Below are 26,335 nucleotides of genomic sequence, written 5' to 3'. Positions count from 1 at the left end.
ATTTCCGTCGAGTCGAATTAAAGGAAACCCCTTGTATCCAGCACGATTTTTTCCTTCAATAAATTACGGTCAATGCGCTGGAACATATCGTGATTCACGAGCAGCACTACGATATCCGATCTGCGAATCGCCTCTTCCAGCTCTGTAAGATGAACATGCTCCTGACGAAGCGATTCAGGTAGCGATTGGATATGCGGTTCTACGACAAGCAGGGTGCCAATCGTTAATCTGGATAGATTCTCCGCAATCTTAACGGACGGGCTTTCACGCAAGTCATCGATATTCGCTTTGAAGGACAGTCCAAGACAGGCAATGACCGGGTCCTTGAACCGCTCGGCCCGCTGCTTGATTCGTTCCACGATGTATCCCGGCTTATAATCGTTGACCACCCTTGCCGTATGAATCAATCTCGTCTGTTCCGGTGCCGCATCCACGAGAAACCAAGGATCGACCGCGATGCAATGGCCGCCTACGCCTGGTCCCGGCTGCAATATATTCACGCGCGGATGATGATTTGCGAGTCGTATCATTTCCCAAACGTTGATACCCAGATGATCACAGATGAGAGAGAGTTCATTGGCAAACGCAATATTAACATCACGGAATGAATTCTCCACCAGCTTCGCTATCTCGGCTGTCCTGGAATTTGTCTCAAGAATCATACCGCTAACAAATTGTTGATAGAACTCCACCGCTTTCTGGGTAGAAGGACTGTCGATTCCGCCAATTATTCGGTCATTCTCCACAAGCTCTCGCAGAATTTGACCCGGCATCACCCGCTCCGGGCAATGAGCGATAAATACGCGCTCGCATTCATTGTGCAGTGACTCTGTAACACCAAGATCCGGTCTGGACTCTGCAATCCAGCCGGCGATTCGCTCCGTAGTTCCAACCGGACTCGTGGATTCCAGCACTACGATGTTACCTGGCTGCAGATATGGCATAATGGACATCGTCGCCTGATGAACATACGATAAATCAGGCTTCTGGTCCTCCAGAAATGGCGTGGGTACAGCCAGTACGAAAACGTCAGCGGCAACCGGCTCGGTTGATACCGCTAATTGGCCGCTTTGTACCGCTGCCTTTACCATAATATCAAGATCCGGTTCATGAATATGGGCTTTCCCTTGACTGATCAAATCTACGGTGTGCTGGCTAATATCTACCCCGTGCACCGCAAAGCCCTTGATGGCCAGCAAGCTGGCTGTAGGCAATCCAATATAGCCCAGTCCCAAGACACATACTTTCTTAACCATTGAGGTCCCTTCCTTGCTTCCATAAAATGAATAGGGCCGCGCTGATTTGAGAATCAGTACAGCCCCTTATAACGCTGGGCATCTAACCCAACCTCACATCACACTCTTGACGATGTACGTCTAAGGTATCAGATACCCACAGCATGACCGAGTGTCTACTCTGATATAGGTCGTATAGACATTACCTTAAGACTGCCATTCAACTACCGTAGTAGTTGTAATATCGAGCCTCCGACTTGTATATTCGTTTGTTATTAAGCACAACGCCGATTACATTGGCTCTAGCTTGTTCCAGCTTCTCTTTTGACTTGCGAATGTATTCCCGCTTCACCTTACCGGCCCTGATGACGAGAATGGCACCGTCACAATGCGATGATATGATCAAGCCATCTGCGACCGCCATTACCGGCGAGGTATCGATCAAAATCATGTCGTAGCATTCCTTCCACTCCTCCATCAGTTCGCTGAGCCTGCCGCTAGACAACAATTCAGCAGGATTCGGCGGTGTCTGGCCTGCCGTGATGAGAGACAGGTTATCCACCATCGTGTTAAGAACGGTATCCTTCACCAGACAGTGATTGGCAAGAAGATTGGATAATCCCATCCGATTGCTCACGCCAAAGATCTCATGTAAGGACGGCTTCCTTAAATCACCATCCACCAGCAGCACTCGCTTCCCTTCCTGTGCGTAGGCGGTTGCCAAATTGCTAGCCGTCGTGGACTTCCCTTCCCCAGCCTGTGTTGATGTAACAGCAACCACATGCAACCTATGATTCCATTCCGCGAACTTAATGTTCGTACGAATCGTCCGATATCCCTCAGAGAGTCTGGACCGACGATTAAAATGCATAATCAGTCTCGATTTAATTGCTGACCGAAGCATATTTCTCACCTGCCTTTTTCTGTGACCGCAACCGTGCGCGTAAGCGCAAGTCCCGCTTCTTGATTCTACCTACCGTTCCAAGGAGCGTAAGTTCCAGGTAGCGCTCCACATCATCCTCAGACTTAATCGTGTCATCCAGCAATTCCTTGACGAATACGATGCCTAACGCAACCAACAGGGAGGCAGCAAATGCAACTGCAACGTTTAACCAGATTCTTGGGCTGACAGGCAGCACATTATGCTGCGGCTTTGCGGAATCCAGGATGGAGATGTTATCAACCTTCATAATTTTAGGAATCTCACTCTTGAATACTTCCGAAATGCCATTCACGATCTGCATCGCTTGTTCATAAGAGGGATCCTGGATTTTCAGTACGATAATCTGTGAATTCTGCAGGGTCACAATATCAATCCGTTCCCGTATTTCTTCTGAAGTGACACTCAAGTGCGGGTTCTTCTCGACGAATTTATCAATAACGGATGCTGACCCGAGAATGACCTTGTATGAGTTGATCAGCATGATGTTCGAGTTAATCTGATTAATGTCCAGAGAAGAGTTACCGTCATGATCCGTTATCGATTTATTGACTAACATGGTAGTGGATGCTTCATAGATCGGCTGCTGCACATAGCTGCTGAAATACCACATGCCTGCCGTGCATACAAGTACGAAGCCAAGTACGAACCATAGCCATTTCCTTAACATTGACATGATCATTTTCAATTCCATATTGAACCCCCGTAGACTATGATCAACAAGACTTGACAATCCAACCTCAGATCCATCCCTGCGCACCAATCTGTCTGCCTCTGATAACAGCCTCCGCATTCTTCTGCAGTTCTTCCACGTAAGCAACACCGCAAATTTCTTCGATTTTCTGTAAGCCCTCCCGGTAATAGAAGGTACGCTGATAAGAATCGTGTGCATCACTGGCGATAAGCTGCGCCCAGCGCTGCCGGCATATGTAACTTGCCGTCTGCCTTGGCCCTTCCCCGAAGAATCCGACCAGAGCCTGTGTGGTGACCTGAAGGATTACCCCTTGCGAAATCCAGTTCTGAAGCACTTCCGGATTGCGAATGATAGCCGAGTTCCGCTCAGGATGTGCAATGATAACCCCCAGACTACTTCGACTCATAAAGTTCAGGAAGTCTTGGAAATACTCCGGAATGTTTCTGGCCGGCAACTCGGTCAATAGATAATGTGAGTTTGCCAACGTTCTTGCGTGCCCCTTCCTGATCTGGTGGCGAAAGTCGGCGTTTAGACGGAACTCCTGTCCGGGTAGTATCGTCAGGGAGATGCGTTTACTTTGCAGCGCTTTATTCATCTGTTTGACTCTGCGCTCAATCTGGGCAGCCGTATTGTTAAACCGCTTGGTTCCGTGATGCGGGGTCGCGACGATCGTATGGATGCCCAGGTTTACGGCCTCCATCGCCATCCGCATTGCCCCTTCCTTGGTTCTGGGGCCATCATCAATGTCAGGCAATATATGACAATGAGTATCTATCATCTGTATCAGCACCATACTTCCATTTCTTTTTTGATACGTTCTGTTTCAAATATTTTTGTAAATGATACAATATGTATTGACGTTATCGTTAATTTACGATACATTTTGTATCATGTCAAGCGTTTATTATACAGTGAACAATCGAAACCATGGGAAGCCGCAGAGAGGTGAGAATGAATGTCGTATGGATCTCGCATTGCACAATTGCGGGAGCAAAAAGGTTGGACTCAAGAAGAGCTTTCTGAGCTTATAGGCATTAGCCGCGCATCCCTATCACACTATGAGAAAAACCGAAGGGAGCCTAATTTGGAGACGCTGACACGATTAGCTGATTTATTTCAGACCACCATCGATCAAATTATCGGAAGATAATCAAGCCTAATGCTTCTTGGAACTCCAACGAACAAAGCCCCCTCTAATCAGATTAAGGGGGCTTTGTTCGTTCTTGACGTTTCATGCTATCTCATGTATTCCGTTAATGCTGTATGGATATGCTCCTTCTCTTTATCGCTAACCATGTAGTACCAAACACCGTTAATTTTCTGCCCATGGCCCGCAATCTCCATCTGCTCAATCGTCTGCAACTTATCTCGATAATCCGTGACGAACAGCTTCATTTCCTCAAACGTAATATCGGTCTTCACACTGTTACCAATATCATTCAGAAGCGACTCCAGTTTGAAAACAGTGGATATGTTCATGGCTCTACTTAGAATGCCTTTAATCACTTCCCGCTGTCTTAAATTACGCCCAAGGTCCCCTTTGGGATCCTCATAGCGCATACGAGAGAAGGCCAGCGCTTCCTCTCCACTTAAGGTTAATGGACCTTGTTTGAACGAATAGCCTTCATAGTCAAAGGCCATGCCGTTATTCACGGCAACGCCACCCAAGGAATCGATAATATTCGAGAAGCCTTCCATATCCACCTTAATATAGTAATCAATCGGGAATTGCAGAAATTCTTCCACGGTTCTAATCGACATCTCAATTCCCCCGAATGCGTAAGCATGATTAATCTTATCTACCGTGCCGTGACCAACAATCGGAGTTCGTGTATCGCGAGGAATGTTAAACATTAAGATCGATCCTTCTGCTGGGTGAACCGCCATCAGGACCATGGCATCTGAGCGCCCACGATCATAAGGACGTTGATCCACACCCAACACCAGAATCGTAAAGGGATCGATCTCACTATGATTCTGATTGCGCTTATCCAGCCGTTCGCTGGCATCAGCAGCGCGCATCCATTCAGACTGCTGGCCTGGATCTTGCGTATATGCTGTTGTCTCTGATTTTAATGGACGTTCTTCATATATATGGTCCGCTGTGGACTTGATCGACTGATAAATGTATACAACATAAGCCGAGGGCAACAGTACAATGATCGCAAGCGCCCAAGTTAGCCAGCTTCTCTTTTTTTTCATGTGCATGCCGTATTTATTCCTCCAATACCAAGCTCTAAGGCTGATGTTAGAAGGCATCCTTCGAACCGAATAGCACTTTGACGGTCCTGAACATAATACTTACATCCAGTACCAAGGAATGCTCTGAAATATACCTTAGATCCAGCTCCACCATCTCTTGAAAGCCTACCCGATTCCGTCCGCTCACTTGCCACAGCCCGGTACAGCCGGGAACCGCCATCAAGCGCTGCATATCATACGGCGTATATTGTTTCACTTCTTCAGGCAGAGGAGGTCTCGGTCCAACAAGGCTCATATCCCCCTTGATGACATTCCAGAGCTGCGGCAATTCATCAAGACTCGTCTTACGAAGCCAACGTCCCACTCTCGTGATCCGGGGATCATTCTTAATCTTGAACATGGCACCGGATACTTCATTCAAATGAAGAAGCTGCTCTCTCATCTTCTCGGCATCGCTGACCATGGAGCGGAACTTATACATCCTGAATAATTGTCCGTTCTTACCTACCCTTTCCTGTGAAAAAAAGACGCTGCCGCGTGGATCCTCCCGCTTTATGCACAAATAGATTACGGCAAACACCGGCAACAGAAGAATCACACCGCTACCTGCTAGGATAACATCCATTAACCGTTTGGAAATTTGCATCTTAGCGTCCGGAGTTTGGGCATATATCGTTACATCTGGCGTTGTTCTTTCAATTAATGCATTGGATTCCATGATAAGCTTATCGTCTCCCCCTATACTTATTGAGGCTATAATCCATACATGCTTATTGACCCACCCCATTTAGACATAGGAAATCTGCACCATTTCAACATGCTGATCTTCCCTCACCCCAGTCTCCAGCATGGAATTGGCGATAGCCCCGAACACAATAAGATAATATATACATATGAAAATCAAATATGTATTTCATTGCAACTAAAAATAAATAACATTAGCCCACCCTCTCCCCTTATAGGCGCTCGGATTTAAGGTAAAAGAACTAATGACCACACATCATAAATATAGTAGAATAGCTATTAGCGGCAATCTTTATCCCAATTCCCTGTTAGCAGCAGGTAATTCTATACTAAATTAAGCTTCAATTATAGTAGCGGAGTTTGCCAGTATCCATCTTGCTGAACATCATTCTATTCAGCATGCCAATCATTCGGGTTTTTTGCTCACTGTCCAGGTCAAAATCAGTCTGATACAATGGATGGCCATCGCAAAGCCCCCGTGATTTAATGTTGCCTGTTAGCAGCAGGTAATCCACCTGATCATCCATTTCATAACCTAGCTTGACATTTGTATTCATCGGAATATCCCAGGGGCAGAGGAAAACAAGCCCACCAGGCAGCAGCTCAAGCGGTGTAATGGAATGACTTCTTCCATGAATGGTTAAATTTCCGATTTGCAAAATCCGGATTTTAACCGTAATTTGGTGTTGTCCTTCATATAACATCTCAGGTATGCCAACCGCTCCTTATTTTAGATTTTGGGGGTATGAGACAACTTTTGTTTGGATATCATGATACTAATTGTTTCACCACCGCAATTATAGATACAATATGTATCGTCTTATGCCTTTATAATACGATACATATTGTATCTAGTCAACAGAAAGCTGACCTTTTTGCAGCTTATTTCCAGCATTTTTTTCAACGTACATATAGATGTAACCAAACTAACTTCTATAGATACAAAACATTTGAAAGGGGGACAATGCATGAACTACGGAGAACGGATCTCAGAATTACGTGAACAGCACGGATGGACACAGGAAGAGCTCGCCACCTCTGTTGGTATTACACGTGCGGCACTATCCCACTATGAAAAGAACCGGCGCAAACCGGACTTCGAAACATTGACCCGCCTGGCCGACCTCTTTGAAGTATCCATAGATTATTTAATCGGGAGAACCACACAAGAGAAGTCTGTTCTCGATCCGGCGGTTCGCTCCTTCGTTGATGGTCTTGAACTGTCTGATCAGGATCTACTAGAGCGGTTTAATCTTACCGTCGATGGCCATAAGTTAACCGAGGAAGAAGCAAAACGCTTCATCGCCTTTGTACGCATGGAACGGTCGATGAAATAGCCAAGATGCCACAGAAAGTACCGACAAAAAATCCCCGTAGCCTTGATACTGATTATCAGCGGCTTCGGGGATTTTGGTTTATACAGCATCATGATCATTGACATCCCGCTAATCTACAGAAGTCTTCTCCACGTAATGCCATTTATCAGGATGGATTCCGATTTGGGTCATGAGCAGGTAGATGTCGATTTCCGTCTTGTGCTGATCAAGCTGCTGCTCGGTGCTTCCAGAGCCATTCTCCTTATCTACTGTCATTTCCGCAATAACCTCACTTATTATAGTTTTCTCTCCACCCTGGATGCGATAACCCGATGTTAAACGACTTTCGTTCTTTCATAATTTACTTATCCATATTATACCTAATGAATTTACATGATGCTGTCGTCTCATGGAACCATTGTCCTATGCTTCTGGTTCTATTTTTGTCGAATAAAAAAAACCACCCTGTATTCAGATGAATACAGGGTGGTATAGGGCACATGGTCAAACTTCTTAGCCACTAGTAGTTACTAGTTACCTGCGCGTGCCAGTTCCTTCATATTCGCTTCGAACGCCGCCAAGAGCGCGGCCTCGCCGGTCAGACCTTGACCGTGAACCTTCTCGATGTGCAGCAGCATCCGCTTATAATCCTTCGGAATGATGCGCACGAAGTCCTTCTTCGCTTGGTCCCAAGTGGCAAGAATCTGCTCTGCCGGGACACTGTCTGTGTATGCCTTATGCTGCTCGATCATCTGACGCAGGCCTTCAGCCTCCAGATCATCTTCGATTCGCTCCAGCAATACCATCTCCAGGTTGCAACGGCTCATAAACGTACCGTCCGGATCGTAGACATACGCGATACCGCCGGACATTCCTGCTGCGAAGTTACGGCCAGTCTCGCCGATTACGACAACACGTCCGCCAGTCATATACTCACATCCGTGATCACCGACGCCTCCACAACGATGTTGGCTCCTGAGTTCCGCACGGCGAATCGCTCTCCCGCGATACCGCGGATATAAGCTTCCCCGCCGGTAGACCCATAGAACGCGGTATTCCCGGCAATGATGTTCTCTTCGGCTTTAAACGTTGCTTTTGGTGATGGCTTCACGATCAGTTTGCCTCCGGAGAGACCTTTACCGATATAGTCATTCGCGTCTCCTTCAACGGTCAATGTCATCCCCTTCGGCACGAATGCACCAAAGCTCTGACCTGCGGAGCCCACAAAGTTGAATTGAATCGTATCTTCCGGCAAACCGGTTGCACCGTACTTGCGGGTTACCTCACTACCGAGAATGGTACCGACTGCACGATCGACATTCGTAATCGGGAAGGTACCTTCGACGGCTGCACCGTTCTCCAGAGCAGCTGCTGCACTGTCAAGCAGTGAACGCATATCCAGCGTATGCTCCAGTCCATGATTCTGACGCTGTGTACGATAGCGCGTGCCGCCTTCCGGAAGCTCAGGTGTATACAGTAGCGCGGAAATGTCCACGCCTTTCTTCTTCCAATGATAATCGGCTTTAACCGCATCCAGACAATCGGTACGGCCAACCATTTCGTCAACGGTACGGAATCCAAGCTCAGCCATGAGCTCACGCATATCCTCAGCCACAAATTGCATGAAGTTCACCACATGAGACGGATCGCCTGTGAAGTTCTTACGCAATTCCGGATTCTGAGTCGCGACACCGACAGGGCATGTATCCATCTGACAGACTCTCATCATGATACAGCCGACAGCAACCAGCGGTGCTGTGGAGAAGCCGTATTCCTCCGCCCCTAACAGAGCGGCTACAACCAAATCGCGACCGTTCAGCATTTTGCCGTCGGTCTCCAGTACGACACGATCCCGAAGATTGTTCATCATCAGCGTCTGATGAGTCTCGGCCAATCCGAGCTCCCACGGCATACCGGCGTGACGAATCGAACCTTGCGGCGAAGCACCGGTACCGCCATCATAACCGCTGATCAAGATAATGTCTGCACGGCCCTTGGCAACCCCTGCCGCAATCGTGCCGACACCGACTTCAGATACGAGTTTTACGTTAATATCCGCACGCGGATTGGAGTTCTTCAGATCATAGATCAGTTCAGCCAAATCCTCGATCGAATAGATATCATGATGCGGAGGTGGCGAGATCAGGCCCACGCCCGGTGTTGAGCCACGAACTTCGGCAACCCAAGGATAGACTTTACGTCCTGGCAGTTGACCGCCTTCACCCGGCTTCGCGCCTTGCGCCATCTTGATCTGAATCTCATCGGCATTTACGAGATAGTTGGAAGTTACCCCGAAACGTCCCGATGCCACCTGCTTGATCGCACTACGACGGGAATCGCCGTTCGCATCCGGAATGAATCTGGCCGGATCTTCGCCGCCTTCACCCGTATTACTCTTACCGCCAATTCGGTTCATACCGATAGCCAAGCTCTCGTGCGCTTCCTTACTGATCGAGCCGAATGACATCGCGCCCGTCTTAAATCGTCTCATGATCGATGCTGCCGACTCTACCTCTTCCAGCGGAATCGGCTCCCCGGCCGGCTTAATCTGCAGCAGCGAACGCAGCGTCAGATGCTGCTCATTCTCGCCTTGCACCAGCTCTGCGTATTTCTTATATGTCTTATAATCATTAGTCCGCACGGCTTGCTGCAGCAGATGGATCGTTCTCGGGTTGAACAGATGCTCTTCCCCGTCGCTCGCCATTGATACTCACCCGCAGAATCCAGCACCTTATCGTTGCCGTCCTTATCGGTAAAGGCGCGATCGTGATGAGCCAGCGTTTCCTTGGCGACTTCCTCAAGTCCGATGCCACCGATACGGGATGGCGTACGCGTGAAGTAACTTTCGACGAAATCCTCTTTCAGACCAACCGCCTCGAAGATTTGAGCTCCGCGGTATGATTGGATCGTGGAGATCCCCATCTTGGACAATACCTTCACGACACTCTTACTTGCCGCTTTAATATAATTCTTCACAGCCTTCTCATGCGAGATGCCGCGAAGCATGCCTTCCTGAATCATATCGTCCAGCGTCTCGAATGCGAGATATGGATTGACGGCACTTACACCATAACCGAGTAGAAGCGCATAATGATGTACCTCGCGCGGCTCCCCCGATTCGAGCATAATCGCCACCTTCGTCCGGGTTCCCTGACGAATGAGGTGATGATGCAGTGAGGAGACAGCTAGCAGCGATGGAATCGCCGCATTATCTTTATCCAGTCCACGGTCGGACAGGATAAGAATGTTATGCCCTTTCGCGATAACGCGATCTGCGGCCTCGCACAAGGTATTGATCGCTTTACGCATGCCTTCCGCGCCCTCGGCGGCCGGGAAGAAGATCGGAATCGTCATCGATTTGAATCCTGGACGACGGATATGCCGCAGCTTCGCGAACTCTTCATTCGAGAGTACCGGCGAATCGAGCCGGATATGACGACAGCTCTCCGGTTCCGGCTGGAGCAAGTTACGCTCCGGTCCAATCGTCGTTGCCGTGGATGTAACCAACTCTTCGCGAATCGCGTCAATCGGCGGATTCGTTACTTGGGCGAACATCTGCTTGAAGTAGTTGAACAACCGCTGCGGGCGGTCAGACAAAACGGCGAGCGGTGCATCATAACCCATCGATGCTACGGCTTCTGCACCGGTAATTGCCATCGGCTCCAACACTTTGCGAAGTTCTTCATAGGTATAACCGAAAGCTTGCTGAAGTTGACGCACGTTCTCGTGCTTCGGATCCGGCAGTTCCGGTGCTTCCGGAAGATCATGGAGCTCGACAAGATGCTCATCCAGCCAATCCGAGTATGGAAGCTCAGCGGCAATGCTGGCTTTAACCTCCTCATCGGAGATAATACGGCCTTCCTTCGTGTCGACCAGGAGCATCCGTCCCGGACGCAAGCGGTCTTTATAGAGTACATTCTCCGGCGGCACATCAAGTACGCCCGCTTCGGAGGAGAGAATGATCAGATCATCTTTCGTTACATAGTAACGGGATGGACGAAGGCCGTTACGATCGAGTGTTGCACCGATCTGAACACCGTCGGTAAACGCCATCGCAGCCGGACCGTCCCAAGGCTCCATCAGCGTACTGTGATATTCGTAGAATGCCTTTTTCGTAGGATCCATACTCTCGTGGTTATTCCAAGGCTCCGGCACCATCATCATGGCGACATGAGGCAAGGAACGTCCACTCAGGTACAGAAATTCAAAGGTGTTGTCGAACATTCCAGTATCCGAGCCATCCGGATTGATAACCGGTTTGACCTTCTCCAGATCGTCGCCAAACAGTTCGTGTTCGAACAACGATTGACGCGCATGCATCCAGTTCACATTCCCGCGCAGCGTGTTGATCTCGCCGTTGTGAATCATGAACCGGTACGGATGCGCACGTTCCCAGCTCGGGAACGTATTCGTACTGAAACGGGAGTGAATCAGCGCAATCGCGGATTCAAGCCCTTCTTGCTGCAGATCGAGGTAGAACTCTCCTACCTGCTCAGTTGTCAGCATGCCCTTGTATACAATCTTACGGCAGGACAGACTCGATACGTAGAAGCTGTCGCTTCTGGCTTGCCGCTATAACGAATCGCAAGCTCGGCCCGGCGACGGATAACGTACAGCTTGCGCTCAAAGGACAGATCATCCTTAATGCCTTCACCGCGTCCGATGAACACTTGGCGAACATACGGTTTTGCCGCTTTGGCAGATTTGCCGAGCATGTCGTCATGCGTCGGAACGTCTCGGAATCCGAGCAGTGTCTGACCTTCTTCTGCGATAATCGAAGCCAACTGGCCCTCATGTGCCGCACGTACATCTGGATCATGAGAAAGGAACAGCATCCCCGCACCATAATGACCAGCTTCAGGAAGCTCGAAACCCAGCTTCGCCGCTTCCGCCAAGAAGAAAGAGTGAGGAATCTGCAACATAATCCCAGCGCCGTCACCGGAGTTCGGTTCACTGCCCTGACCGCCACGATGCTCCATATTAGCCAACATCGTCAGCGCGCTGCTGACGATCTCGTGTGAGGGTTTACCCTTGATATGAGCGACGAAACCCATGCCGCACGCATCTTTTTCGAACTGCGGATCGTAGAGGCCCTGCTTGTGGGGGAAATCAGTATGTTTCATAAGATGCAACCTTTCTTTGTATAGAATAAAGTGCTGCTGAGTGTAAACAACAAAACATAAGGATCTGTCATCGCTCCTCAACCGTTAGCATGCGACTGCGATGAGGTGATGCAGTATTGTGCAAAAGCGCCTAAGGTTGACATTTACCTAACACGTAAGTTTAATTAGTTCTATATATTTTATCACCGACGTACCATGCAGGCAATTCAAACTTTTTATAAATATGATAAGAATTGTTTTAATGGGTTTTCGCCTACAATGAAGCTCAAATTTATGTAGGATAATGCAAAAAAACATCCAAATATAACATTCTAAAACCGCAGAAACTTTCGGACTTTTAAGTTATATCGCGTTAAAGGGTTACGATTTACTGCCATTTACCTCATCATTAAGGACAGATTAACCCACCTCCATAAATAATAGAGGTTACCCCAAGGGGCATAAATCGCCTCATCGAGATAACCTCTACCGATATATCAAAAGATGTTATGCCGTTACAGCCTGATCCGCATTGGCTGGCTTCTTATCTCCGCGATTAAGCAGGAAGTATACCGCAGTCAAAGCCAAGAACACCAGACCAAAGCCTGCCAAAATGCTAATGTTTGCCCACATGCCGTCAAAGTTGCCTGTGGACACCACATCCTTATAGCCTTTGACGCTATATGTCATTGGCAGTAACGGATTGAGTGCCTTCATCCAGTTCGGAATCAGCTCCAACGGGAACGTACCTGCACTTGTCGTCAACTGGAAGATCAGAATGACGATCACAATAAAGCGTCCAGGCTGATCAAGCCACGTCACGAACGCTTGAACCAAGAACATGAACGACAGACTCGTTACGAACGAGAACAAGTAGAAGAGCGGAACGCTCAGCACTTCCAGCTTCAAGCCGTACAGCATAACCAGCACCGCCAGCAGAGCTTGAATCAAGCCCATCCCCGCGAATGACAAGGTGCGGCTCACAAACCGGTTCCATCCACTTGCGCCAGGTACAGATGCACCACGGATCGGCAGAATGATTGTCGAGATCAGTGCCCCGACAAACAAACCGAGCGACAAGAAATAAGGAGCAAAGCCCGTGCCATAATTCGGTACTTCATTCACCTTATGCTCTTCGATCTTCACCGGTCCGGCGAACATGCTCACCGTCTCATCCGTCGTATGAATGCCGCTAGTCTTATCAGCCGCTTCATTCAGCTTGCCCGCCAGCTCCCCGCTGCCGTCTTTCAGTTCACTCATACCGCTCACAAGCTCACCTGCACCAGAGTCAAGCTGCATCGAGCCGTCGGCGAGCGTAGTCACGCCGCTACCCAATTGATCGGCACCGCCTGCCAATTGCGCTGTGCCTTGGGATAACGCTGCCGCTCCTGAGGCCAGCTCCTGACTGCCTGCAGCGGCTTCGCCCAGCTTGGAACCAAACATCTGCATACCCTCGGCAAGCTCGCTTTGCCCGGCATTCAGGCGCTTGACCCCTGCCAGCAGTTCCTGACCGCCCGCATTCAATTGCTGCCCTCCGTCAGCTAGTTGCGCAGCTCCTGTCTGAAGCTGACTCGCCCCGGTCTGCAATTGCTTCGCTCCCTGGTTCAACTCAGCCGCTCCCTGAGCAAGCTGCTTCTGACCTGCGTTCAGCTCGCTTGTGCCCGAGGCCACGGACTGGCTTGCAGCCAGCAATGCCTGCACTTCCTGACTCTGGGCAAGCTCCGGATTGCCTTCAGCCAGCTGCTTCAGCCCATCGGCAACCGCCTTCGCTCCTTGTTCGAGTGATGCGGTAGCATCCAGCGATTGTTTCAAGCCAGCGTTCAGGCTGCTGCTGCCCGTATGAACCGACTCCGCTCCGGCTGCAAGCTGTGCAGCTCCTGTCTGATTTGCCTGCAAGCCTTCATTCAGCTTCGCACTTCCTACGGCGGCCGATTCAATCCCGGCTTGCAGCTGCACGCCTCCCTGGCTGACTTCTGTTGCTCCAGCTTGCAGTTGGCCATGACCGCTCTTCAACTGGTCGAGGCCAGAGGTCAGGGAGCTCGCTCCCGTATTCAGTTTACCCGCACCTTGATTCAGTTCTTGAACGCCCTCGCTCAAAGGAGCAAGCCCAGCCTGCAGCTCTTGTGTTCCCGCTACCAGCTTCGCCAGATTCTCCTTCAGCTTCAGCGTACCTTCATCCAGCTTCACCGCGCCGTCCGACAACTTGGTTGCACCGTCTCCGGCTTCCAGCAGCCCTCCGGATACCTTCTCCACTTGATCGAATAACGTCTCGGTATAAGCTTCCGTTACCTTCGCGGACACCTTCATCTGGATCTGCTGCACGGCACTTCCGCCAATCTGGGACGCAAGGAAGTTGTAGCCCTCATTCGGCTCGAATACGATCTGCGCCGGCTCCGGATGATCATCCATTAAGGTTGTGGCCTGTTGCGAGAAATTATCAGGAATCGTAATCGTCATATAGAACTTGTTATCCCGCATTCCCTGCTCAGCCTCGTCATGATCGACGAACTGCCAGTTAAAATCCTTCCCTTTCTTCAGTTCGGCAACCAAGTCATCGCCCGCCTGCAGTTTCTTCCCCTCAAATTCAGCACCCCTGTCGTTATTCACGACCGCTACGGGCAGTTCATCCATCTTTCCATAGGGATCCCAGAAGGCCCCCAGGAACAGGGCGCTGTACATCACCGGTATGAACAATACCGCGATGATCGGAATTAATATTTTCGGATTCCGCATGGCGGCGCCCAAGTCTTTAGCAAATACAGATAGTGATTTCATCTATGGTCCTCTCCTCTTTATCTCATCTAACTTTTAATTATAGTACGAAATGACCATATTTCTCATTTAGTCATTTTAGGTTAAAAAAAACGCAACAAGAAAGTCGACCGCCCGTGGATCATCCGACTTTCCTTGTCACCATCGTGAACAAACAGCGAATTGTCATCGTCTTCTAATGATTATACGCCCTTCTTCAACCCGTCAGCCAGAAATACCATCATGTATTCCTTGATCTGCTCCTTATCGAGCGGATCATGCAGTTGATTGAAATCCGTTGTCAATGCAATGTACAGCTTCAGCATCACATAAGAGACAACCTCCGCATCCAGCGGCTTAATCTCACCGATCGCAATCGCCTGCTCTACGATGCCCTTCAGATAAGAGACGATGCCATTCTCTACCTTCGTCAATCCTTCATGCACCTTCGGCGTGCCAATATCCCGCAGTTCCTGAGACAGCTTAATAAACAGCTCATGCTCGCTCCGGAACTCCAGTAGCGCATCTAGTACGCGATACAGATTGTCGTAGAAATCTCGATCGTTGCGAATCTCCCGTTCAGCCAAATGCTTCATCTCCATAATGGCCGATAGCAGAATCTCGTCGAAGAGCTCTTCCTTATTCGTAAAAAAAGTATAGATCGTCCCTTTCCCCACATTCGCGATCTTCGCTACCTGATCCATCGTAGTCGCTTTATATCCGAATAAAGCAAACGATTGGGATGCAGCCGCAAGTATTTGCTTGCGTCGGTCCACAGCCGGCATGCTATCCCTCCTTCATTCATTATCAGTTGTTAATCATGAATGACTAAAAAACATATTCAGTCATTCGGTCAATTTATAATTTATCAGAATATTCATATGAACGCAATACCTTTTAGTCAACAAAATAATTGAAATGCTTTTCCCATTTGTGCGTATACATTAGGGCATGCTCTTTTTTTCGCACTGCTCTTCAAAAAATGATTCCTGTTTTGTAAGATAGAGGGAGAAAGAAGTAGGTGATATCATGCGATATACAAACGTGCTCCTCTTTAGCGAGGGGTTCGGTACAGGTCATACGCAAGCAGCGTATGCACTGGCTGAAGGCCTACAACGGATGCATCCCGACATCCATTGCCGTGTCATCGAGCTTGGCAACCTGCTTAACCCGACGGTTGGACCTCTGATTCTGTCCGCATACCGCAAAACAGTCAGCACTCGCCCGCGCCTCGTCGGTATGCTGTACCGTTCGCAATATAAGAAATCCCTGAACCGGTTGACGCGACTGGCGCTGCACCGCATATTCTATGCGCAGGCCAAAAAGCTGATCGAGCAGCTACAGCCGGATCTGATTATATGTACCCACCCTTTTCCGAATGCGGTTGTCTCCCGATTGAAACGCCAGGGGCTGAACATTCCACTATATACCATGATAACCGATTACGACGCACACGGTACCTGGGTCAATCCGGAGGTCGATGAATACCTGGTGCCCACACCGCACGTCAAACAAATGCTCATACTAAAGGACATCCCTTCATCCTACATCCATGTCACCGGCATGCCCGTTCACCCGAAGTTCTGGGTCGCGGAAGAACGTGAGCAGTTGCAGTATGAGCTCAGGCTACATTCTATGCCAACCGTACTCATTATGGGGGGCGGATGGGGACTCGTCTTCAACAAGCATCTGCTCAGCAAGCTTGCGAGCCGCGCGAATGATATTCAGCTCGTCTTCTGCATGGGGCAGAATGATAAGCTCGTGTCCAATATGAGGGAGGACTCGAACTTCCAGCATCCGAACATTCACGTGCTTTCGCACCGCGATGATATACATAAGCTGATGGACGTCTCCGACCTGCTCATTACGAAGCCAGGCGGGATGACCTGTGCGGAGGGTGCGGCCAAAGGCATTCCCATGCTGTTCTATGAGCCGATTCCCGGCCAGGAGGAAGTGAACTCGCACTTTTTTGTCAGTGAAGGTTATGCTGAGATACTGGACTCCACCGAAGTAATGGACAAATGGCTGCACCTGCTCTCAGATCAATATGACATCGTTCGGGATCAGCGCGAGCATGCGGCAAGAAGACGTTCAGTCCACCTTGAACCTGATCATTGCGCTCTTCAGGTCATGGGGCTGTTAAACAGAGACCGCATCGAAGAGCATAACGAAGAGCCCGTACCACTCGCGGCACTGCAACCCTAAACGTCACGCATGCATCTATAACGCAAAAAAGAAGCTTCCCCGCCACAACGACGGAGGAGCTTCTTCGTCTATGATCAATTATAACTGAAGACTCTCTCCCGCCTTCAGCGGGTGTCCCTTTATGCCAGCCTTGGCAAGATCGCTGCAGAACGCATCTGCATCCTGCGATATGGCCGGGAAGGTATTATAGTGTACCGGAATCACATGTTTGGTTCGCACCCACTGTGCAGCGAGCAAGGCGTCTGCCGGTCCCATGGTGAGCATGTCTCCAATCGGCAGCACGGCAGCATCGATATGATTCATCTCGCCGATGAGGCGCATATCGCCGAATAAACTCGTATCGCCGGCATGGTAAAGGGTTCTATCACCCATCGTCAACAAGACGCCGCAAGCCGGCCCCGCATACACCCAGCTATCTCCCACGGAGATGGATGAAGAATGGAGTGCAGGGGTAAACTTCACTTTAAAGCCGTCGAACTGGGCACTGCCGCCGGTATTCATGCCATGGGATTTCACGCCCTGGTTCGCACAATATACGGCTAGCTCATAGACCGCAATAATCGGACAATCATTCTGCTTCGCAATTTCGATACAATCGCCATAATGATCGGAATGCCCGTGGGTCAGCACCACGGCATCTACTTGTACGTCTTCAGGCTTGATGCCTGAGCCTGGATTGCCGGATAGAAATGGATCGATAATGACACGTGTCCCGTTCTCTTCCACCAAGATGCTAGAATGGCCGTAATACGTTATTTTCATTGGTTAACACACCTCCTACTTACTAGTTTACCCATTCAGGCGTTACTTGTAAAAAGAGTGGTTGCCAATTTTCTTTACTAACGATTTGGAACGATGCACCGTTAAATCCTGTGCAAGCTTGAGGGACAGAAAATAATACGTATCATCGGGTACCTCTTTCTGGCCATGAAGTGCCGCATTGACGGATTTGATCGTCTCTTCATTTGCCGTGACGCGTTTAAGACGCCCGTTGGCAACAGGACTAAATTGATGCTTTTGATAGATGACATCGGTAATGGTATCGGGAAAATTAGCTGACCGTAGCCGGTTTAAGACAACGTTGGCAACTGCCACTTTGCCTTCGTACGGTTCGCCCTCTGCTTCTGCCATAACGATTCTTTCGAGCAGTCGCAGCTCTTCAGCTGACAAATCATAAGTCCAGGTGGCTTGATCCTTCTGATCCTGGGTTAACGTATCTGTTCTTGTGAAGAAGTAAAGTTGGGGGGGGTTTTAGGCTTTCAGCCTGAGATTTGACGACTTGAGTCCCCTGTTGTGTTGCCGGTTTCCCGTCCGCAGATTTGGCTTTTGATTTCTCTTCCTTGCCCTGATCTGCTTGTTTGACCTTCTCGGATTCACCATGCTCGTCACCAGCGACTGCCATTCCCTGCAAAAATGGGCTCAGCACCACATGATCGGTTGGCTTGCTCCATGGATCGTAAACGATAGTCGTCAACATATTGACAGGTTGTCCGTCTTGCCTATAGCTAGATTCTAATTCCGCCTGACCGATTTCACGTTCCGGATACATCGCAGCCATTACATACGTCGGCATGTCCTGCTGCTCTTCTCCTTCTGTTGCGGTCGTCTGCATACCCAGCAAACTTATAAGAGACAAGCTCACTAAAAGCGCTCCCAAAAGAAGCACAATCCAGCGATTTTGCCGTAGCACTTTCATAACCATTTTTTTCCTCCTAATGATGTCGGCACATTCTCACACTATGTAACCACATTTTTAGGCTTTGAAAACATGGTAATTTTATGAACGATCATTTTCATTTTCATAAAAAATCAGAAAAACCGCGCCAAACCGACAGTTTCGTACATCGGTGTTTGGTGTAAATTGGTTTGTAATAGTTCTATTGCATGGACGTTCCATTGGATATTCACAACATCTTTCCCTGCAATATCCATAACGAATGGATCGGTTCCCTGATATTTTCGGCCTAAAGTAATATGTGGTCGATAAGGTCGTTCCTCCGGTTCGAACCCGAAAGGCGCCATAGCGGATACTACCGACTGTTGTAATGTAACAAGTGCGTTCAGATCACCACCGACTCCTGCCCATAATATACGGGGAGAAGTAGCTGAGCCAAATACACCGACTTGTTGTGTCTCAAGCTGAAAGGGACGCCGTCCCTTAGCCACATCTTGAAGTGCCTGCGTGATCGCTGGAATACGGCCAGTTGGCGTATCTCCGAGAAACTGCAAGGTAATATGATAATCCTGCGGATGGACCCACTTCTTGAACGGCATACGTTCTGATAGCTCCGTGGCCCTTCTGTTCAGTGTTAACGCAGCTTCAGCTGACACTCTTACGGCGATGAACAAGCGCTCCAAATCTCCCTTATTGCCAGGTACATCCGGACACTTCCCTTCCTCATATTTTGCGCTAACCTGCCGTCGGGTGATCTGATGTTGAAGAATGAAGCTACACTATACCACAAATCACAAAATAATTCACGTACCGAGTTAGCTATGGCAGCAGGTAACATAGGTAACCATGCGCAAAACTTCAATTTCTGATAATATGTTCAAAAAGAGATTTCGCTTCTGCCATCATTCATTATTCCATTTCCCAGGAGGTCATAACCATGCCGAAAATCTTGGCCATTCACGAGCTTACAACCGATCAACAACAACGAATTAAGGACACCGCTCCAGGATTTGAACTGGAAGTCATCAACGCCAAGGATTTGGAGCTTGCCTCATTAAAAGAGATCGAAATTCTGATCGGGTGGTCGCGCCGGATGCAGGATGAAGTCCTATTGCCAGATAGCAAGCTGAAGTGGATTCAGGCATGGTCGGCTGGCGTTGATAAAATGCCGCTCGAAGAATTCGAGGAGAAAGGCATCCAGCTGACCAATGCCAGCGGCGTACATAGCATTCCGATCACCGAGCATATTCTGGCCATGATCCTCGGCTTTGCCCGCAACATTCACCTTGCCGTACGTCAGCAGTCGGATAGATCCTGGGACCCTGCAGGAACATTCAGCGAGCTTCATGACAAGACGATCGTCATCGTCGGGGTCGGCCAAATCGGCAGCCATACCGCCAGAGTTGCTCAAGCCTTCGGCCTGCGGACGGTAGGCGTGCGCAATTCAGGCAAATCCGATCCTTATATTGACGTCATGTATAAGGTGGATGACTTGGACAAGGCGCTGTCCGAAGGCGATTATATCGTTAATATCCTGCCGCTCACCGATGATACGCAGGGCATGTTCAATAAAGACCGCTTTGCAGCCATGAAAGACTCGGCTTTCTTTGTTAATGTTGGCAGAGGCCCCACTGTCGTGACCGATGACCTACTGGAAGCTCTGACATCCGGCAAGCTGGCCGGTGCCGGCCTCGATGTGTTCGAAGAAGAGCCGCTGCCTAGCGACCATCCGCTCTGGGGCCTCCACAACGTGATCATTACTCCGCATACCGCAGGCAACACCGAACGTTATGCGGAACGTACGGTGGAGATCTTCCTCGATAACCTGGCCGCCTACGTCAAGGGCGATCCGTTGCCGCGCAATGTGATTGACTACAACAAGGAATACTAGGTCTTGTAGTTCACTGTGCATAGATGCGCAAATCCGGTCCGTTGACTAGATACTAAAAAGGACGTCCGAGCAGCCGAGTGGCGATCAGGGCGTCCTTGTGTTATATGTTTAGAGAATGAATGATAAATCGGAGGTATCTATGTTGCAGCCATTTACGAAACGTGTCATCGAAGTCATCCGGAGCATACCTGAAGGTCACGTCATGACGTATGGGCAAGTGGCCCGGGTAGCAGGTAGTCCCCGCGCTGCGCGTCAAGTCGTCCGTATTCTGCACTCCATGAGTCAGGCGCACAAGCTGCCCTGGCATCGGGTTGTCAACGCCAAAGGCGAAATTGCCGTCAAAGACGAAGAAACCCGGCTGATGCAGGAATTGTATCTGCAAGGAGAAGGCGTAGGCGTGTCCGGCCAGGGAATCATCAACCTTAACAAATACCTTTATGATCCAGCCGACTCCATGGGAATGGATGATTGAAGAGCGAACGAGCTATTCACATAACCAGATATCCCTTACAAAGCTGCCTCGACTAGCCGTGGCATGGCGAAGCACATGCCATCCGGTCTCTTCGAGCTGGCTCCGTATCGACTCCGAGCTTACGATGACAGCTCGGTCCGCCAAATGGCGGAGACTGCCGAGCATCTGGATCTTCTCATCCTCCGGCAACACCGAGCAGACATTGTACGGCATATCCAGAATAGCCGTATCATAATGTCCTTGCAGCTCATTCATATCCTGAACAGCGACGATCCCGTTATCATAACCGTAATGCTGGAGATTCACCCTGGCCCCTCGAATCGCCAGCGGATTAAGATCCCTTCCCTCGATCGATATACCCATGGATAACGCCTCGATTAATACATTTCCCATTCCGCAGCACGGATCAATCATCGTGCGCCCTTCCGTCTTCGGTGCGACAATGTTCACCAGAGATCGGGCCAGCCTAGAACTGAGGCCGGTGGAGTAATTCTGCGGCTTGCACTTATGTTTGAGCCATTCCCGGGCAGGCGCATGTAGAAGTCCCATCTGCCAAGTCCCCTCGATGGAGATCAATCCAAAGGTGATGTCCGGATTCTTCATCTGTGCCTTGCCCCTGATCTGCTGCCCCACTATTCGTTCAAATGCGCGCATCTCATCGTAACTGTATGACTCTCCCGCCTTCAGGCAGGTCACTTTAAAGGTAGGAGCTGTCGTTTCTTCGCTGCTTGGGGCTAAAGTGATTCCCGCTGCGGCCTTGCTCAATTCCTCGATTGAGCTGCCTGTCATCCTCACGTCCAGAAATGCCGTAATAAACGGACTGCGATCGGGATTCACCCATGTTCGGCTACTCAGCCAATCCGTCCCATCCGGTTCGCGCCCGAACAGCTCTCCCAGCTCCAGCAGGCACAATTCCCGCTCCGTCTCATGACATGCGTAGGTGTACACATAACCGGATTTATCCCTTCGTTCGGCAGTGCCAAAATCAACTCGTTCATCGGTGACATGGTTCATCAGAAATCATCTCTTCTATTATATATACTCGGCTGCCTGATTCATCAGGAGCCGGAAAGATTCAAGCCGTGCTTCGTAGTCTCTCACCGGGGTTGTAATCAAGAACTCATCACAACCATACGTTTGCTCCATATCGCGCAGAGCTTCAATGACGTATGAGGGTGTGCCCACAATAAGCTGGCCTTGGGCAAAAGATCCCTTGTCGTTGCTACCCTGTTCTAGTGGCTGATGCACTGCCGAGGACGGCGGCTCATTGTGCTCCTGACGATGGGATGCAGCCTGGTTTGCAAGCTCGGATGCTTCCCCATCCGTCTCGGCGCAGATCACGCTGACCGCTACCATCGCATGCGGCTCCCGAACATGGACGGAAGGCTGGAAGCCTTCCCGGTAGGAGCGCAGCACGCTTGTCCCGTCTGCCTCGCTCATAAATTGACCGAAGACGTAGCATGCCCCGAACTCAGCCGCAAAGGCTGCACTCTTCGAATTCGTCCCCAGCATCCATAGCATCGGGGCTACTTGTGGAACCGGCTTCGCTCTCACCGGCACATCCTCATAACGGTACGCGTCCGCCAGCAGCTCGGTTAGGGCCTGGACCCGGTTCGGCATATCGGCCACATGTCCAAGGAAGTTGCCGCTTAGCGCCATACTCGTATGCGCCGAGCCGCCCGGTGCCCTTCCGATGCCGAGATCAATCCTTCCCGGATAGAGGGAAGCCAGCATTCGGAAATTCTCCGCCACCTTGAGCGGACTATAGTGCGGCAGCAGCACAGCGCCGGAACCGAGCCGAATCGTATTCGTGCGCGCCCCAATGTGGGATAGCAGAATCTCGGGGGAAGCGCAGGCGAGATGCTCCAGATCATGATGCTCTGCCGCCCAATATCGCTGGTAGCCCCAGCTTTCGGCATGCTGCGCTAATCTCACCGCCTGCTGGAGTGCTTCTTCAAAGGTATGATCCATCAAGCGCGGCACGAGATCAAGTACGCCCAGCTTCAACGATGTTGTCATCCTAACTCCTCCCCTGAGCATTTAGTCGAGATCGTAGATCGAGCCTACCTTCAATCCGTAGAGTTCGTTATAGATCTTCTCGGCAAAAGCATCGGTCATTCCCGCGATATAATCGATCACCATGTGCTCCCATGTCCAGATCGGATGGATTCGCTTCTGGTCGGCCTCGTAACGCTGCAGCCAATCCGAAGGAATGATCGCTGTGGATGCTACGGGATCAAGGAAAGCGTCCCACAGACGCTTAATGATCCATTCGCTGCGCTTCTGCAGCCGCTGCACCCGCAGGTCGCGGATCATCGTGACCCAGGCGAAGCTTTTCAGGACGCTGACCGTCCGCAGCATATCCTCGTCTTCGGCGCCGTCGCGGACAAACGTCACCTTTTTCCAATCCCCGGTCGAGATAACGCCCAAGCTAGCGACAAATAAACTGACCCAGTAAGCTTTGACTTCCCGGCGGGTTCTCGAATAATCGTTCTCGCAGGTCGGCATCTTCTCGTTCCAGATCTTCAGGAACTCATCCAGCACCGATTCCACCTTCGGTCCAATGCATTCGCTGGTCCAGCCCTTCCACACCTCGTCCTCCAGCGTCATAATCTTCTCCACGATCAGCTTGTTGAGGTGACTATCCCGCAGAAAATGCTCGTGTACTTCAATCTTCCCGGCCTTGATGCCATCCTCCAGATCATGCGCGGAATACGCGATGTCATCGCACAGATCCATCAGCTGCGCCTCAAGCGTCCGCTCCGTACCGGGAATCTCCCACGTCTGGCGAATATGGGAGATGTACTCCCATTCATGCCGGTACATTCCTTTCGGATTATCCAGGCCGGAGAACGGATACTTGTTGATGCCAAGCAGCACCGCATCGGACAGATTCAGTCCGTTCACATTCTCCCGCTTCTCCAAGAACATGATCAACCGGAAATTATGCGCGTTCCCTTCAAAATGCTCGTACTTACGGCGCATCGCCAGTTGCACCTCGGCTGCTTGCTCAGGCGTCGGGGTCTCCGTGCGACCCGTCAGCTTCTCCAGCGTCCGGCGTTCAATCAGCTTCCCCAGTATGCCTTGCAGCACTTCTTCGCCCTTGTGTCCGAATGGAGGATGCCCAAAATCATGCGCGATTGCCGCACACTCCACCACCTCCGGGTCGATCATCAGTCCGGCGTTCTCCGCCAGCTCCGGCATCACCTCAGGATAACTGCGGGCCAAGCTCCGCGCAGCCTCCCGCGCGATCTGAGCAACCTCCAGCGAATGCGTAAGCCGCGTCCGGTAATAGTCCCCGGTCCCCGCGCCAAATACTTGCGATTTCCCTTGCAGTCGGCGGAAGGTCGGCGAATGGATCAGCCGGGAATAATCCCGCTCATACACCGCGCGCGACGCATCCGTCTTCGTCTGCTCCGGGTATTGGCGATGCTCTCTAAGCTCATTCAGCGTCATTTCTCCCCACCCCTATCTCTATCTGTTTATCCTCTATTCATTTTGCTATTCCTCCATTGTATAACCAGATCGGCAGGATCGCTATCCGCTAGTGGGCAAAATCGCAAGAAATCCATTTCCGGGGTGATGCAAATACGACAAATGCTTATATGAATAACACAAGACGGCTAAGGTCACGCCAGACCGATACCACCCCGGGACAGACCGATCATGTGAAAGCTACGTTCTTTGCTCTTACGCATACGCATCCATAAGGAAACGTGCTGGAAATACCCGGCCCCGTCTCATTCGGCGGGTTCGGGTTTTTCAATGGAGAATATAGTTAACGACCGGTGTCTATGTATATTAAAAAAAAGGAAAAGACAGCCATGTTTTCTCCATGACTGCCCTTGATTTTCGATTCGGCGGACATTTCCCGCCCCACTCTTTACTGGTTATTGCCATTAAATATGCCACGCCGATGCAAGATGGTCATGATGCGGTAGAAATCATAGCTGCCAGATGGATCATTGAGCACTTTCGCCCGCTGTGCTGCTCGAATCGCTGTATCTGCATGTGGGTACTTTCTCCAGCGCGAACCGTCCCGTCTCCACTTCCTGCAGCCGTTTATTCAACTGGGCCACCGTAGCACTCAATTGATTCACCTGCTCTTGCGTCTGCGACAAGGCGGCCGTCAACTCTTCGATCTTCATCCGTTCCTCCTCCTCTGGATTCACATCATATTGCTGAAGCGCGTACTGCTCGATAATGGAGATCAGCTTCTGCGGATAATTAGGGTCGGTAGCGTAGCCACCTCTCCATATTTCCGTTGCGGCTGTCTTATAGTCAGCCCATAACACACCGTGGTAGCGCTGCGGTTTATCCCTCGTCCCGTTCAGGATCAGCCGAGTGTGGTCGGCAACCGATTCGTTCCAGCTGTTATATTTTCGAAACTGGGCATTGGTCGTATAAGGGGTCTGCCCCCGGTATTCCGTGGTCTTCATCGTCACGCTGCCCGCGGGTCCCGTTCCTTTGATGCCAAAGAGATTGTTCGCTTGCTGAACCAGACCGCTCGTGCCCCAACTCGACTCCAAAATCGCCTGGGCCAACGTGAGCGAAGCCGGAACGCCATACTGGCGCATGTCCGCTACGGCAATCGGCGCGAGCCGGGCGATAAACTCAAGAGGCTTCATCTTTTTTCTCCTCCTTTCGTGCGGGATTCTCTTCCCCTTCTTCGGATTTGATCCGGAAGACCTGTACCACATTACGCAAGGACTGCGGAATTGGAACCCCCATTCGCCCGACATTCTCGATAATAGACAGGAGCTCATTGGCGAGGTAGAAGAAGATTACCGTATTCTGAAAATAATTCATTTCCCCCAGCACCCGATCAACGAGATGCACGAGAGCGATAATGACAAAGATCGTGATCTTGCGGGCAATGCCCTCATAACCGATCCGGCTGCGCAGCTCGCCATTCATCCAAGCCGCGCCCCAACCCGTCAGCCAATCAATCATCACGAACCACAACAACAGATGCAGCGGCAGCGACCAGCCACCCCAGAAGTACCCTGTCACGGCCCCCGTCCCCGCCACCAGCATCTTAACCAGTTGACCGATGTGCTCATACATGATGATTCCTCCTTTAGGGGTAAGAAGCCCCCGGCGAGGGC

21 protein-coding genes and 3 pseudogenes are annotated in these 26,335 nt (G+C 50.4%); 5 read left to right on the top strand and 19 right to left on the bottom strand.

The window, feature by feature from the left end; all coding sequences use genetic code 11:
* Positions 1 to 17: 17 nt before the first annotated feature.
* From wecC to JCM10914_RS15025, 4 genes are all read right to left on the bottom strand, one after another.
* Positions 18 to 1,256: a UDP-N-acetyl-D-mannosamine dehydrogenase gene (gene wecC / locus JCM10914_RS15040; RefSeq protein ID WP_023962378.1), complete on the bottom strand. Its 1,239-nt coding sequence runs from the start codon at positions 1,254 to 1,256 to the stop codon at positions 18 to 20.
* 199 nt (positions 1,257 to 1,455) lie between these two features.
* A complete protein-coding gene (locus JCM10914_RS15035; RefSeq protein WP_036718392.1) occupies positions 1,456 to 2,139 on the bottom strand; it encodes a CpsD/CapB family tyrosine-protein kinase in 684 nt (227 codons plus the stop codon).
* Complete coding sequence (locus tag JCM10914_RS15030) at positions 2,120 to 2,869, bottom strand: YveK family protein (protein ID WP_023962374.1); 750 nt, start codon at positions 2,867 to 2,869, stop codon at positions 2,120 to 2,122. Before JCM10914_RS15030 ends, JCM10914_RS15035 begins: the two co-directional genes overlap by 20 nt.
* A gap of 46 nt (positions 2,870 to 2,915) precedes the next feature.
* Positions 2,916 to 3,647 carry a tyrosine-protein phosphatase gene (locus tag JCM10914_RS15025; protein ID WP_036718427.1) on the bottom strand — a complete coding sequence of 244 codons (732 nt, stop codon included), beginning with the start codon at positions 3,645 to 3,647 and terminating at the stop codon, positions 2,916 to 2,918.
* Positions 3,648 to 3,824: 177 nt separating this feature from the next.
* Here JCM10914_RS15025 and JCM10914_RS15020 point away from each other — a divergent pair.
* Positions 3,825 to 4,016 (top strand): annotated as a pseudogene (locus JCM10914_RS15020) (helix-turn-helix domain-containing protein); the annotation flags it as partial.
* 89 nt (positions 4,017 to 4,105) lie between these two features.
* Here JCM10914_RS15020 and JCM10914_RS15015 read toward each other — a convergent pair.
* The 3 genes from JCM10914_RS15015 to JCM10914_RS15005 all read right to left on the bottom strand — a co-directional run bounded on the left by JCM10914_RS15015 (position 4,106) and on the right by JCM10914_RS15005 (position 6,519).
* Positions 4,106 to 5,077, bottom strand: a complete 972-nt coding sequence (locus JCM10914_RS15015; RefSeq protein ID WP_023962368.1) for an LCP family protein — start codon at positions 5,075 to 5,077, stop codon at positions 4,106 to 4,108.
* A gap of 40 nt (positions 5,078 to 5,117) precedes the next feature.
* Positions 5,118 to 5,789: a sugar transferase gene (locus JCM10914_RS15010; protein ID WP_023962366.1), complete on the bottom strand. Its 672-nt coding sequence runs from the start codon at positions 5,787 to 5,789 to the stop codon at positions 5,118 to 5,120.
* Between the two features lie 367 nt (positions 5,790 to 6,156).
* Positions 6,157 to 6,519: a hypothetical protein gene (locus JCM10914_RS15005; RefSeq protein WP_023962364.1), complete on the bottom strand. Its 363-nt coding sequence runs from the start codon at positions 6,517 to 6,519 to the stop codon at positions 6,157 to 6,159.
* 264 nt (positions 6,520 to 6,783) lie between these two features.
* Here JCM10914_RS15005 and JCM10914_RS15000 point away from each other — a divergent pair, with 264 nt between their 5' ends.
* A complete protein-coding gene (locus tag JCM10914_RS15000; RefSeq protein ID WP_023962362.1) occupies positions 6,784 to 7,152 on the top strand; it encodes a helix-turn-helix domain-containing protein in 369 nt (122 codons plus the stop codon).
* A gap of 108 nt (positions 7,153 to 7,260) precedes the next feature.
* On the opposite strand, the gene JCM10914_RS29275 is transcribed toward JCM10914_RS15000, so the two are convergent.
* From JCM10914_RS29275 to JCM10914_RS14985, 4 genes and pseudogenes are all read right to left on the bottom strand, one after another.
* Entirely contained in the window at positions 7,261 to 7,407 is a 147-nt protein-coding gene (locus JCM10914_RS29275) for a hypothetical protein (protein WP_162834834.1), read from the bottom strand.
* Between the two features lie 254 nt (positions 7,408 to 7,661).
* Positions 7,662 to 12,254, bottom strand: a pseudogene (gltB, locus tag JCM10914_RS14995) (glutamate synthase large subunit).
* A 486-nt stretch (positions 12,255 to 12,740) separates the two neighbouring features.
* Positions 12,741 to 15,008: a YhgE/Pip domain-containing protein gene (locus JCM10914_RS14990; RefSeq protein ID WP_023962352.1), complete on the bottom strand. Its 2,268-nt coding sequence runs from the start codon at positions 15,006 to 15,008 to the stop codon at positions 12,741 to 12,743.
* Positions 15,009 to 15,187: 179 nt separating this feature from the next.
* Positions 15,188 to 15,769, bottom strand: a complete 582-nt coding sequence (locus JCM10914_RS14985) for a TetR/AcrR family transcriptional regulator (RefSeq protein ID WP_023962350.1) — start codon at positions 15,767 to 15,769, stop codon at positions 15,188 to 15,190.
* Positions 15,770 to 16,013: 244 nt separating this feature from the next.
* On the opposite strand from JCM10914_RS14985, the gene JCM10914_RS14980 reads away from it, so the two are divergent.
* On the top strand, positions 16,014 to 17,189 hold the full coding sequence (locus tag JCM10914_RS14980) for a glycosyltransferase (RefSeq protein ID WP_023962348.1): 1,176 nt from the start codon (positions 16,014 to 16,016) through the stop codon (positions 17,187 to 17,189).
* 78 nt (positions 17,190 to 17,267) lie between these two features.
* On the opposite strand, the gene JCM10914_RS14975 is transcribed toward JCM10914_RS14980, so the two are convergent.
* From JCM10914_RS14975 to thpR, 3 genes and pseudogenes are all read right to left on the bottom strand, one after another.
* The gene (locus tag JCM10914_RS14975) at positions 17,268 to 17,951 is read right to left on the bottom strand and encodes a metal-dependent hydrolase (RefSeq protein WP_023962346.1); all 684 of its coding nucleotides are present in this window, start codon (positions 17,949 to 17,951) and stop codon (positions 17,268 to 17,270) included.
* Positions 17,952 to 17,993: 42 nt separating this feature from the next.
* Positions 17,994 to 18,891: pseudogene (locus tag JCM10914_RS31875) on the bottom strand (cell wall hydrolase).
* A gap of 107 nt (positions 18,892 to 18,998) precedes the next feature.
* Positions 18,999 to 19,538, bottom strand: coding sequence for an RNA 2',3'-cyclic phosphodiesterase (thpR, locus tag JCM10914_RS14965; protein WP_231638660.1), 540 nt, complete (start codon positions 19,536 to 19,538; stop codon positions 18,999 to 19,001).
* Positions 19,539 to 19,801: 263 nt separating this feature from the next.
* Between thpR and JCM10914_RS14960 the strand changes: the two genes are divergently transcribed.
* Both JCM10914_RS14960 and JCM10914_RS14955 read left to right on the top strand, forming a co-directional pair.
* A complete protein-coding gene (locus JCM10914_RS14960) occupies positions 19,802 to 20,755 on the top strand; it encodes a D-2-hydroxyacid dehydrogenase (RefSeq protein ID WP_023962338.1) in 954 nt (317 codons plus the stop codon).
* Between the two features lie 139 nt (positions 20,756 to 20,894).
* Positions 20,895 to 21,227, top strand: a complete 333-nt coding sequence (locus tag JCM10914_RS14955; RefSeq protein ID WP_023962336.1) for an MGMT family protein — start codon at positions 20,895 to 20,897, stop codon at positions 21,225 to 21,227.
* A 12-nt stretch (positions 21,228 to 21,239) separates the two neighbouring features.
* Here JCM10914_RS14955 and JCM10914_RS14950 read toward each other — a convergent pair whose 3' ends face one another.
* From JCM10914_RS14950 to JCM10914_RS14930, 5 genes are all read right to left on the bottom strand, one after another.
* On the bottom strand, positions 21,240 to 22,241 hold the full coding sequence (locus JCM10914_RS14950; protein WP_023962334.1) for an RsmD family RNA methyltransferase: 1,002 nt from the start codon (positions 22,239 to 22,241) through the stop codon (positions 21,240 to 21,242).
* Positions 22,242 to 22,259: 18 nt separating this feature from the next.
* Positions 22,260 to 23,246 carry an LLM class flavin-dependent oxidoreductase gene (locus tag JCM10914_RS14945; protein ID WP_023962332.1) on the bottom strand — a complete coding sequence of 329 codons (987 nt, stop codon included), beginning with the start codon at positions 23,244 to 23,246 and terminating at the stop codon, positions 22,260 to 22,262.
* Positions 23,247 to 23,267: 21 nt separating this feature from the next.
* Positions 23,268 to 24,683, bottom strand: coding sequence for a deoxyguanosinetriphosphate triphosphohydrolase family protein (locus JCM10914_RS14940; RefSeq protein ID WP_036718386.1), 1,416 nt, complete (start codon positions 24,681 to 24,683; stop codon positions 23,268 to 23,270).
* Between the two features lie 506 nt (positions 24,684 to 25,189).
* Positions 25,190 to 25,855 carry a glycoside hydrolase family 73 protein gene (locus JCM10914_RS14935; protein WP_023962326.1) on the bottom strand — a complete coding sequence of 222 codons (666 nt, stop codon included), beginning with the start codon at positions 25,853 to 25,855 and terminating at the stop codon, positions 25,190 to 25,192.
* Complete coding sequence (locus tag JCM10914_RS14930; RefSeq protein ID WP_023962324.1) at positions 25,842 to 26,294, bottom strand: holin family protein; 453 nt, start codon at positions 26,292 to 26,294, stop codon at positions 25,842 to 25,844. Before JCM10914_RS14930 ends, JCM10914_RS14935 begins: the two co-directional genes overlap by 14 nt.
* Between the last annotated feature and the right edge of the window lie 41 nt (positions 26,295 to 26,335).

Source organism: Paenibacillus sp. JCM 10914 (genome assembly GCF_001315105.1).
Classification (GTDB): domain Bacteria; phylum Bacillota; class Bacilli; order Paenibacillales; family Paenibacillaceae; genus Paenibacillus_AQ.
Note: the sequence above shows the minus strand (reverse complement) of the source record. Positions and strands in the feature narration are given on the sequence as shown.

Bases quoted from the DNA above. Each gene is read 5' to 3' on its own strand.
- JCM10914_RS14990 (WP_023962352.1), bottom strand. From the start codon at position 15,008: ATGAAATCACTATCTGTATTTGCTAAAGACTTGGGCGCCGCCATGCGG.
- JCM10914_RS14935 (WP_023962326.1), bottom strand. From the start codon at position 25,855: ATGAAGCCTCTTGAGTTTATCGCCCGGCTCGCGCCGATTGCCGTAGCG.
- JCM10914_RS15010 (WP_023962366.1), bottom strand. From the start codon at position 5,789: ATGGAATCCAATGCATTAATTGAAAGAACAACGCCAGATGTAACGATA.
- JCM10914_RS15015 (WP_023962368.1), bottom strand. From the start codon at position 5,077: ATGCACATGAAAAAAAAGAGAAGCTGGCTAACTTGGGCGCTTGCGATC.
- JCM10914_RS14945 (WP_023962332.1), bottom strand. From the start codon at position 23,246: ATGACAACATCGTTGAAGCTGGGCGTACTTGATCTCGTGCCGCGCTTG.
- JCM10914_RS14950 (WP_023962334.1), bottom strand. From the start codon at position 22,241: ATGAACCATGTCACCGATGAACGAGTTGATTTTGGCACTGCCGAACGA.
- JCM10914_RS15000 (WP_023962362.1), top strand. From the start codon at position 6,784: ATGAACTACGGAGAACGGATCTCAGAATTACGTGAACAGCACGGATGG.
- JCM10914_RS14940 (WP_036718386.1), bottom strand. From the start codon at position 24,683: ATGACGCTGAATGAGCTTAGAGAGCATCGCCAATACCCGGAGCAGACG.
- JCM10914_RS14985 (WP_023962350.1), bottom strand. From the start codon at position 15,769: ATGCCGGCTGTGGACCGACGCAAGCAAATACTTGCGGCTGCATCCCAA.
- JCM10914_RS14980 (WP_023962348.1), top strand. From the start codon at position 16,014: ATGCGATATACAAACGTGCTCCTCTTTAGCGAGGGGTTCGGTACAGGT.
- JCM10914_RS14975 (WP_023962346.1), bottom strand. From the start codon at position 17,951: ATGAAAATAACGTATTACGGCCATTCTAGCATCTTGGTGGAAGAGAAC.
- JCM10914_RS15025 (WP_036718427.1), bottom strand. From the start codon at position 3,647: ATGATAGATACTCATTGTCATATATTGCCTGACATTGATGATGGCCCC.
- JCM10914_RS14960 (WP_023962338.1), top strand. From the start codon at position 19,802: ATGCCGAAAATCTTGGCCATTCACGAGCTTACAACCGATCAACAACAA.
- JCM10914_RS14930 (WP_023962324.1), bottom strand. From the start codon at position 26,294: ATGTATGAGCACATCGGTCAACTGGTTAAGATGCTGGTGGCGGGGACG.
- JCM10914_RS15005 (WP_023962364.1), bottom strand. From the start codon at position 6,519: ATGTTATATGAAGGACAACACCAAATTACGGTTAAAATCCGGATTTTG.
- JCM10914_RS15035 (WP_036718392.1), bottom strand. From the start codon at position 2,139: ATGCTTCGGTCAGCAATTAAATCGAGACTGATTATGCATTTTAATCGT.
- wecC (WP_023962378.1), bottom strand. From the start codon at position 1,256: ATGGTTAAGAAAGTATGTGTCTTGGGACTGGGCTATATTGGATTGCCT.
- JCM10914_RS14955 (WP_023962336.1), top strand. From the start codon at position 20,895: ATGTTGCAGCCATTTACGAAACGTGTCATCGAAGTCATCCGGAGCATA.
- JCM10914_RS15030 (WP_023962374.1), bottom strand. From the start codon at position 2,869: ATGGAATTGAAAATGATCATGTCAATGTTAAGGAAATGGCTATGGTTC.
- JCM10914_RS29275 (WP_162834834.1), bottom strand. From the start codon at position 7,407: ATGACAGTAGATAAGGAGAATGGCTCTGGAAGCACCGAGCAGCAGCTT.